The sequence below is a fragment of the Nocardia sp. BSTN01 genome, assembly GCF_015354405.1.
In the GTDB taxonomy this organism is placed as follows: Bacteria; Actinomycetota; Actinomycetes; order Mycobacteriales; family Mycobacteriaceae; genus Nocardia.
The window spans coordinates 1-8,853 of the sequence record NZ_JADKYP010000107.1; the positions used below are offsets into that span (position 1 = coordinate 1).

Here is an 8,853-nt window from a genome sequence, read left to right on the forward strand (position 1 = left end):
AACACGGCTCGTCCATCAGCAGCACGTCGGGCGAGACCGCGATCGCGCGGGCGATGCACAGACGCTGCTGCTGACCGCCGGACAGGCCACCGCCCGGCTTGTCGAGGCGATCCTTCACCTCGTTCCAGAGGTTGGCGCCGCGCAGCGAGCGCTCGGCGACCTCGTCGAGTTCCTTGCGGTTGCGCACACCCTGCAGCTTCAGCCCGGCCACCACGTTGTCACGAATCGACATGGTGGGGAACGGGTTCGGCCGCTGGAACACCATGCCGATGGTGCGCCGCACGCCGACCGGGTCGACCGCGGAGCCGTAGATGTCCTCGCCGTCGAGCAGCACCGCGCCCTCGACGCGGGCATTCGGCGTCACCTCGTGCATGCGGTTGAGCGAACGCAGCACCGTCGACTTACCGCAACCGGACGGACCGATGAAAGCGGTGACGCTGCGCGGCAATACGGTCAGCGATACATCGGATACGGCGTGGAATTTGCCGTAGTAGATGTTGAGATCTTTGACGTCGATCCGCTTGGCCATTGTCGTATTCCGTTCGCTTCTATCGATTCCGCGTGAGCAGTTTGTTGACCACGGCCGCGCCGATGTACAGCAGGGCGATGATCAGGATCAGCGTCAGCGACGCGCCCCACACTCGCATCCGGCCGGCCGCTTCCGGGTTGGCCAGTTCCTGGTAGATCATCAATGGCAGCGACGCCATATTTCCGTTGAAGATGTTGGTGTTGATCGACTTCGAATAGCCGACGAGGACCAGCACCGGCGCGGTTTCGCCCATGACGCGGGCGACCGCGAGCAACATACCGCTGATCATGCCGGGCAGAGCGGTCGGCACGACGATCCGCAGGATCGTCTTCCATTTCGGGATGCCCAGCGCGTACGAGGCCTCGCGCAATTCGTCGGGCACGAGTTTGAGCATTTCCTCGGTACTGCGCACCACGACGGGCAACATCAGCAGCACCAGAGCCAGCGACACCGCGAAGGCCGACTGCGGGAAACCGAAGGTGGCGATCCACAGCGCGAAGACGAACAGCGCGGCCACGATCGAGGGCACACCGGCGAGAATGTCGACCATGAAGGTGGTCGTCTTCGCCAGCCAGCCGCGACCGTATTCGACCAGATAGACCGCGGCCATGATGCCCAGCGGCACCGCGATCACCGCGGCGACCGCCGACTGCACGATCGTTCCGTAGATCGCGTGATACACACCGCCCGCGAACTGGTCGGGCAGCACGCCCTTCTGCGACTTGGACCACCAGCCACTGCTGACGATCGCGTGGAAACCCTTGTTGAGCACCAGGATCAGCACCCAGCCCAGCGGCACCAGCGCGATGCCGAAGCACAGCCACATGACCGAGGTGGCGACATTGTTGCGGACCTTGCGGCCCAGGCTCACGTGGCGGAACGTGGGCGCCTTGATCGGCTTGTCCAACGTGGTGGTCATCACCCGTTCACCTTCCCGCCGGCGGCGATCCGAGCCAGGGCATTGACGATGAAGGTCAGCGCGAACAGGACGAAGCCCGCCGCGATGTAGGCGCCGGTGGGCAGCGCCTGGCTGAATTCCGAAGCCGCCGAGGCGATCTTGGAGGCGAAGGTGTAACCGCCGTCGAACAGCGACCAGTGGCCGGGGGTCGCGGCGGTACGCAGCACGATCAGCACCGCGATGGTTTCACCGAGCGCGCGGCCGAGGCCCAGCATGGAACCGGCGATCACACCGCTGCGGCCGTACGGCAGCACGGTCATCCGCACCACCTCCCATTTGGTGGCGCCCAGGGCCTGTGCGGCCTCGATGTGCGCCCGGGGAGTCAGGTGGAAGACCTCGCGGCTGACCGAGGTGATGATCGGCAGGATCATCACCGCGAGCACGACACCGGCGGTGAAGATCGTGCCACCGCCGCTGATGGAGACGTTGCCTTCCTTGAACAGGAAGAACCAGCCCAATTTGTCGTTCAGGAATTGTTCGAAGGGTGCCAGCTTCTGGGCCAGCACCAGGAAACCCCACAGACCGAACACGATCGAAGGCACCGCCGCGAGCAGATCGACCAGCATCGCGAACGGACGCGACAACACCTTCGGCGCGTACTGCGTCAGGAACAACGCGATACCGACACCGAGCGGCACGGCGATCAGCAGTGCCAGTAGCGAACTCAGCACCGTGACCATGAACAGGTCGCGGATGCCGAAGTGCATGTTGTCGGCATTGGTGACGTTGAACTCGGCGCTGGTGAAGAAGTTCGCCTTGTTCGCCGCCACCGACGGCACCGCGCGAATCAGCAGAAACAGCGCGATGAGCGCGATCGCCGCGACGATCGTCGCCCCGGCGGCCGTGGCCAGGGAACGGAAGACGGTCTCCCCCCGGCGGCTGTGACCGCCGGCGTTGCGACCGGCCGGCTTGGTGCTCGACTCACTCGGCATGGAGGAAGTATCTCCCGGCGGGACTTCATTGCCCGTCCGCGGGCCGGTCGAATCCGACTGGCCCGCGGCGGTGACTTCGTCGTGGACGGTCATGGGTTTCGCAATCAGGAGATGGCGTTGATCGCGGTGGTCAGCTTGGTCTTGAACGCATCCGGGATCGGTACGTAGCCGGAGTCCTCGAGGCCGTTCTGACCGTTGGTGATCGCCGAGGTCAGGAACGCCTTGACGGCCTTGCCGGTGTCGGCGTCGGCGTACTTCGAGCACACGATCTCGTAGGTGGCCAGCATGATCGGGTAGGCGCCCGGATCGGTCGGCTTGTAGAACGAGTTGGTGTCGATGATCAGGTCGTTGCCCTGGCCGACGATCTTCGCCGAGGCGATGGCCTTACCGGCCGACTCCGCGTTCAGCGCCACCGGCTTCACGGCGGCGTCGGTGATGATCTGCGCGGTGGACAGGTTCTGCGACCGCGCGAAGGACCACTCGTTGTACGTGATGGAGCCCTTGGTGCTCTTGATGGCGGCCGAGGTGCCCTCGTTGCCCTTCGCACCCTCGCCGACACCGCCGGCGAACGCCTTGCCCGCACCCTTGCCCCACGCGCCGTTGGAGGCGGCGTCCAGGTAGCGCTGGAAGTTGTCGGTGGTGCCCGACTCGTCGCTGCGGAAGATCACGTGGATCTGGTCCGACGGCAGGTTCACGCCCTGGTTCAGGCCCTTGATCGCCGGGTCGTCCCACTTGGTGATGGTGCCGTTGAAGATCTTCGCCGCGGTCGGGCCGTCGAGGGTCAGGTTGGTGACACCGTCGAGGTTGTAGGTGACGGCGATCGGACCGAAGACCGTCGGCAGGTTCCAGGCCGGTGCGCCACAGCGGTCGGCGGCCTTCTTCGGCTCGTCCTTCTTCGGGTCCAGAGCCGAGTCCGAACCACCGAAATCGGTCTGGCCACCGACGAACTCGTTCACGCCGGCGCCGGAGCCGCTGGAGGTGTAGTCCAGTTTCGCGCCGTCGCAGTTCTGCTCGTAGGCGGCGATGAAACGGTCCATCGCGTTCTTCTGAGCGGAGGATCCGCTGGCCTTCAGAGCCTTCTTGCCACCGCAGGCCACATCGACCTTGCTGGTGTTACCGGTCGCGGACGAGTTGTCGTCGCTACCACAGGCAGTCAGTGTCAGAGTGCCGGCTGCCGCCAGCACGCCGAGGAGAGCGCCGCTGCGCTTGAAATTCACCTGTTCCTCCGGGAAACGCTTCGTACGCGTCCGATCCCTCAACGACCGGACGAGTCCAGTGGGTGGCCGTTCGCAGAGAACTTGCGCACCGAGCAGCGAATGCCGCCCACGATCAAAGTAGATTCGTCCGGTTGACAGCGGGACCTGGGCAAGTGAACGCAGAGTGAACAACCCGGCGCGATTGCGGTTCAAACCTGTGAGATTTGCCGCAGCGTTACTGCGGACGAATCACCGGGTGGTGTAGGCGGCGTCGATGTGGGCCGTCTCGAACCCGAGACGAGTGTAGGTGTGCACGGCCGCGGTGTTGTCGGCCTCGGTGTAGAGGATCACCGCGCCGAGACCCCGATCGCGCAGATAGTGCAGACCCGCGAGGGTGAGCACGCGCCCCAGACCGCGGCCCTGAGCGGCCGGGTCGATGGCCACCACGTAGACCTCACCGACCGCGTCCGAGGTTTCGTCCGGTTCGTGCACCTTGGTCCAGTGAAAGCCCAGGATGTGCGTGGGATCCGCGGGATCGGCGGCGATGAACAGCCCCTTCGGGTCGAACCAGGGCGCCGCCCGCCGGACCGCGATCTCGGCCTCGGTCCAGCCGCCCTGCTCGGGATGCCAGTCGAAGGCGGCGTTGTTGACCCGCAGAATCTCCGCGTCGTCGGCGGGCCCGGCGTAGGTGCGCAGCACGATGTCGGCGGGCACCTCCAGGTCCGGTAGCTCAACGGTTGCCTGATCGCCGTGCGGAGCCTGCGTCAGGGGCCGGCGCATCTGCCACAGCTCGCGCGCGACGGTCAGTCCCAGGCGCCCCGCGACGGCCCGCGCCGGCGCCAGATTGCCGTGCGCCCAGATCCGCGCCCCCGGGCCACCCGCTTCGAGGGCCGCGGCGACGAGCGTCGCGCCGATCCCGCGTCCGCGCACCTGCGGATCCACGACGGCGTCGGCCATCGCCGGGTGATGACCGTGCGCGGGAACGAGATTCGCGTAGGCGACGAGTTCGCCGTCACGCTCGACGGCGAGGTGCCGGGTCCGCCCGACCGGCGCATCGGCATCGGCATCGGCATCGGCATCGGCATCGGCATCGGCATCGGCATCGGCACGGTCGTGTTCGGCCGGCCCGGATGCGGTCACCGAGAGCACCGCTTGTTCGGAGATCGGCGCGACTGCGTCGGCGGCACTCGCGCGTTCCACCAGGTCGACGATTTTCGCCGCGGTCGCTGGGGCCAATTCGGTGGTCCAGTCCGGCACCTGCACGCTCACACCCATCCCTCGCTCATCCGTTCACGTCCGCCGGCCAACCGGCTGTTCCGACAACCGGCCCTTCCGACAACCGCCCCGGCTACCACCCTGATTCCCGCCTTGCGGCGGACACCTGTCCCGACTGTGTTTCCTTTCGGCGCAATCCTTTTCGCCGGCCGAGCGACCGCGCCGCAGCCAACCGCACCGCCATCCCACTCGCCCGGCCCACGACCTCAGGACGGACTGCCGTTGACCTGGGTCAGCTGGTTGTCGTCGGCGCCGTCGTCGCCCTCGTCCGATATGCCGGGCGGCTGCTCACCGCCCTTGTTGTTGGCCGAGCGCGCCGGGCGAACCGCCTTGTAACCGACGTTGCGGACGGTGCCGATCAGCGACTCGTATTCGCTGCCGAGTTTGGCTCGCAACCGCCGCACGTGCACGTCGACCGTGCGGGTGCCGCCGAAGAAGTCGTAACCCCAGACCTCCTGCAGCAACTGCGCGCGGGTGAACACCCGGCCGGCGTGCTGCGCGAGATACTTCAGCAGCTCGAATTCCTTGTAGGTCAGGTCGAGCGGGCGGCCGCGCAACCGCGCGGTATAGGTGCCCTCGTCGATGACCAGTTCACCGAGCGTGATCTTGCCGGTGTTCTCCGGACTGGCCGCGCCGCCGGTGCGGGCGACCAGCAGGCGCAACCGGGCGTCGAGTTCCGCGGGACCGGTTCCCGGCAGCAGAATGTCGTCCAGTCCCCAATCGGCGTTGACCGCGACCAGACCGCCCTCGGTCAGCACCGCCACCACCGGCACCGAGGAACCGGTGCTGCCGAGCAGTCTGCACAGTCCGCGCGCGGCGGCCAGATCGGTGCGGGCATCGACCAGAGCCACATCCGCGGTTCCCGCCTCGAGCAGCGACGCCACCTCGGTGGGCGCGGGCCGCACATTGTGCGGCAGCAGCGCCAGGGAAGGCAGCACGGTGTCCGGGTTCGGATCCGAGGTCAGCAGGAGCAGCTCCACCGGCTCTCCTCCCAATCTGGCATGTCCGCGGGCAACTTCGACGTCATTCGCGAATCCATGCGCGTCGGCACAGGTAATTCGTGCCTACATTAGCGCGTGCGCCGCCCCGATCATGTATTCCGCACTCGCACGGGGACCAGCGGTGATGGCCGAAGCCGGGCGCACGCCTGCGCGCCCCGCACCGTCCGGGCAGATATCTTCGTACCGGGTAGCCTCTCCTCGAGACGCCCACGCCTCGTACCCCTCCGCGCGCGATCGCTGCGTTCCGCGCGCCCGGACGGCCTGAACTCGGAGCATGTGGATGAGAAAACTGATCGTCGGGCTGCTACTGGTGGTCGCGATCGCCGTAGTGGTCGATTTCACTGCGGCGGCCTACTCGGAGTACCGGGTTTCGCGGTCGCTGCGGGCCGGCGGTGAACTCAGCGCCGACCCCGAAGTGACCATTCACGGATTCCCGTTCCTGGCTCAGACCGCGCGCGGTAACTACCGCAACCTGGAGATCCGGGCCCGCGCGAACCGTCCCGACATCCCCGGCGAAATCCTGGTCGAAGCGACCCTGAACGGCGTTCACCTGTCGATGCACGATCTGGTGGACAACGACATGCGCTCGGTGATGGTCGACCAGGTGGCCGGCCGGATGCGGATCGAGCCGGTCGAACTGGGGCGGCTGTTCAACATTCCGGACCTCGAGGTGGTCACCCGCCCGGCGGACAAATCCGACGGCACCGGCGGTTCCGGCGGCTCCGGCATGACCACCCAGGGCGCGCTGGTCCTCACCGGCACCATCCAGCTCGGACCCGAGACCCGCAGCACCGATCGGGTCAGCGTGAAGGCCGATCTGTTCCTCGACGGCGATCAGATCAAACTGGTCGCCACCGATCTCTATCACGGCGGCGTCGACAGCAACGCGCCGACGACCACCGCTGCCGAACTGGGTCCCGACCTGGACAAGGCCGCGGTCCTGGCCCGCTTCACCCGCACCATCGACACCAAGGATCTGCCGTTCGGGGTGCCCCCGAAGAAGGTGCAGGCCATCGGCGGCAATATCGTGGTAGAGGGGGAAGGGGAGAATATTCGCATTGATATGGACAGGTTTGCCCGACCATGATTGAACTCACGATTCTGGCCGTCGTCCTGCTGGCCGGGGTGGCCGCGGGTATCGCCCTGCGCTACCGCGAGGGCCGCGTGCGGACGGCCAAGACCACCGAGATCGCGGGTTCGCGCACCGAACTGCTCAGCGCGGTCGGTGTCACCGAGGCGGTGCCGACCGTGCTGCATTTCTCCGCCGAATGGTGTGGTCCCTGCGCCGCGGTCCGGCGAGTGGTGGCCGGCGTGGTCGCCGATCTGGCCGATACCGTGCAGCCGCCCCGAGACGTCGAGATCGATATCGACGCCGAGGCCGAACTCGCGCGCGAACTCAACGTCCTGTCGCTGCCCACCACGTTCGTCTTCGACGCCCACGGGCGTGAGCGGTTCCGGATCTCCGGTGTGCCCAAGGCCACCGATCTGCGTAGTGCCCTGGCGCCGCTGACGGTCCCCGAGGCGGCCTGAACTTCCTGCTCACGAGGGCTTTGCGAGCGTCGTTCCGAGCGGCGCGCGAGCCGTCCACGCGCCCGGCGCCCGGTCGAGTTTCGTACCCCGGGTCCAATTCCCTCCCGAAACCGGGTAAACTGCTTGGCGTGCAAACCCGCCGAGAGCTGATGCTCACCCGACGCCGCACAGTCGATCTGTGCCGCCTCGGCGGTTGTTGCTGCCTGTGCATGTAGCCGGTCGGCCTTTCGTATCCCTGCCGCCGACCGGTTTCTCCACCGCGTGTGAGATCTCGTCGATCCCCCGGTGATCCGACCTATCTGACGGATAACCCCGCACCCGGATAAGCCAGATAAGCCCTCCTTCAGCGCAGGAGCCCCCGTGCCTCAGAACACCAACTCTCCCACCGGTCAGGTGGACGTCCGCGGACCGCGGTTCGCGGCGTGGATCACCACCGGTGTCCTCGTGCTGGTCCTGATCGTCTCCGCCTTCTCGACGGCCGCCGCGGCGGTGCTGATCGCCCTGCAGGCGATCGTCTTCGCCGTCGGCGCGTTGTACGGCCCGCGGCGCAGCCCCTACGGGTGGTTGTTCGCCACCTTCGTCGCGCCGCGCGTCGGTCCGGCGACCGAGACCGAGCCGGTGCCGCCGCTGCGGTTCGCGCAGCTGGTCGGTTTCGTCTTCGCGATCGTCGGCTTCGTCGGCTTCGCGGCCGGATCCGGCGTGGTCGGAGCGATCTTCACCGCCTTCGCGCTGTTCGCGGCGTTCCTCAACGCGGCGTTCGGAATCTGCCTGGGCTGCAAGATCTATCCGCTCACCCAGCGGTTCACCTCGCGCGCCCCGGCCGCGACGAGCAGCTCGACGAACTGACCGACCCCAGAACCACAACTCATCTCTCCACATACCCCGGCAAGTCACATCGAAAGGAACAACATGGCTCGCTCCGATGTCCTGGTCTCCGCAGACTGGGTCGAAGAGAACCTCAATACCCCCGGCATCGTGATCGTCGAGGTCGACGAGGACACCTCCGCCTACGACACGGGCCACATCGAAGGTGCCGTCAAGATCGACTGGAAGAAGGATCTGCAGGATCCGGTTCGGCGTGACTTCGTCAACCGGGAGCAGTTCTCGGATCTGCTGTCGGCTCGCGGTATCGGCAACGACGACACCGTCGTTCTCTACGGTGGCAACAACAACTGGTTCGCGGCCTACGCCTACTGGTACTTCAAGCTCTACGGCCACCAGAACGTCAAGCTGCTCGACGGCGGCCGCAAGAAGTGGGAGCTCGACGCCCGCCCGCTGTCGACCGATGCGGTGACCCGTCCGGCGAGCACCTACAAGGCCTCCGAGCAGGACCTGTCGATCCGCGCCTTCCGCGACGACGCCATCCAGGCCATCGGCGTCAAGAACCTCGTCGACGTGCGTTCGCCCGACGAGTTCTCCGGCAAGATTCTCG

At 66.6% G+C, this 8,853-nt stretch carries 10 protein-coding genes; 4 read left to right on the top strand and 6 right to left on the bottom strand.

Annotated elements, in window-relative coordinates; all coding sequences use genetic code 11:
* From IRT45_RS35465 to IRT45_RS35490, 6 genes are all read right to left on the bottom strand, one after another.
* The coding region (locus tag IRT45_RS35465; RefSeq protein ID WP_194810131.1) for a phosphate ABC transporter ATP-binding protein at positions 1 to 529 on the bottom strand (529 nt) is incomplete at its 3' end.
* Positions 530 to 548: 19 nt separating this feature from the next.
* Positions 549 to 1,448 carry a phosphate ABC transporter permease PstA gene (gene pstA / locus IRT45_RS35470; protein ID WP_036497805.1) on the bottom strand — a complete coding sequence of 300 codons (900 nt, stop codon included), beginning with the start codon at positions 1,446 to 1,448 and terminating at the stop codon, positions 549 to 551.
* Positions 1,448 to 2,419: a phosphate ABC transporter permease subunit PstC gene (pstC, locus tag IRT45_RS35475; protein WP_228535964.1), complete on the bottom strand. Its 972-nt coding sequence runs from the start codon at positions 2,417 to 2,419 to the stop codon at positions 1,448 to 1,450. Before pstC ends, pstA begins: the two co-directional genes overlap by 1 nt.
* 104 nt (positions 2,420 to 2,523) lie before the next feature.
* Positions 2,524 to 3,636: a phosphate ABC transporter substrate-binding protein PstS gene (gene pstS / locus IRT45_RS35480; RefSeq protein ID WP_194810133.1), complete on the bottom strand. Its 1,113-nt coding sequence runs from the start codon at positions 3,634 to 3,636 to the stop codon at positions 2,524 to 2,526.
* 228 nt (positions 3,637 to 3,864) lie between these two features.
* The gene (gene mshD, locus IRT45_RS35485) at positions 3,865 to 4,890 is read right to left on the bottom strand and encodes a mycothiol synthase (RefSeq protein WP_194810134.1); all 1,026 of its coding nucleotides are present in this window, start codon (positions 4,888 to 4,890) and stop codon (positions 3,865 to 3,867) included.
* A 206-nt stretch (positions 4,891 to 5,096) separates the two neighbouring features.
* The gene (locus IRT45_RS35490) at positions 5,097 to 5,870 is read right to left on the bottom strand and encodes a response regulator transcription factor (protein WP_194810135.1); all 774 of its coding nucleotides are present in this window, start codon (positions 5,868 to 5,870) and stop codon (positions 5,097 to 5,099) included.
* A gap of 301 nt (positions 5,871 to 6,171) precedes the next feature.
* Between IRT45_RS35490 and IRT45_RS35495 the strand changes: the two genes are divergently transcribed.
* The 4 genes from IRT45_RS35495 to IRT45_RS35510 form a co-directional block, all read left to right on the top strand.
* The gene (locus tag IRT45_RS35495; protein ID WP_194810136.1) at positions 6,172 to 6,978 is read left to right on the top strand and encodes an LmeA family phospholipid-binding protein; all 807 of its coding nucleotides are present in this window, start codon (positions 6,172 to 6,174) and stop codon (positions 6,976 to 6,978) included.
* Positions 6,975 to 7,421, top strand: coding sequence for a thioredoxin family protein (locus IRT45_RS35500; protein WP_194810137.1), 447 nt, complete (start codon positions 6,975 to 6,977; stop codon positions 7,419 to 7,421). The genes IRT45_RS35495 and IRT45_RS35500 overlap by 4 nt, the downstream gene beginning before the upstream one ends.
* A 360-nt stretch (positions 7,422 to 7,781) precedes the next feature.
* On the top strand, positions 7,782 to 8,267 hold the full coding sequence (locus tag IRT45_RS35505; RefSeq protein WP_309241297.1) for a DUF4395 domain-containing protein: 486 nt from the start codon (positions 7,782 to 7,784) through the stop codon (positions 8,265 to 8,267).
* A 63-nt stretch (positions 8,268 to 8,330) separates the two neighbouring features.
* On the top strand, positions 8,331 to 8,853 hold a 523-nt coding region (locus IRT45_RS35510), incomplete at its 3' end, for a sulfurtransferase (protein ID WP_194810138.1).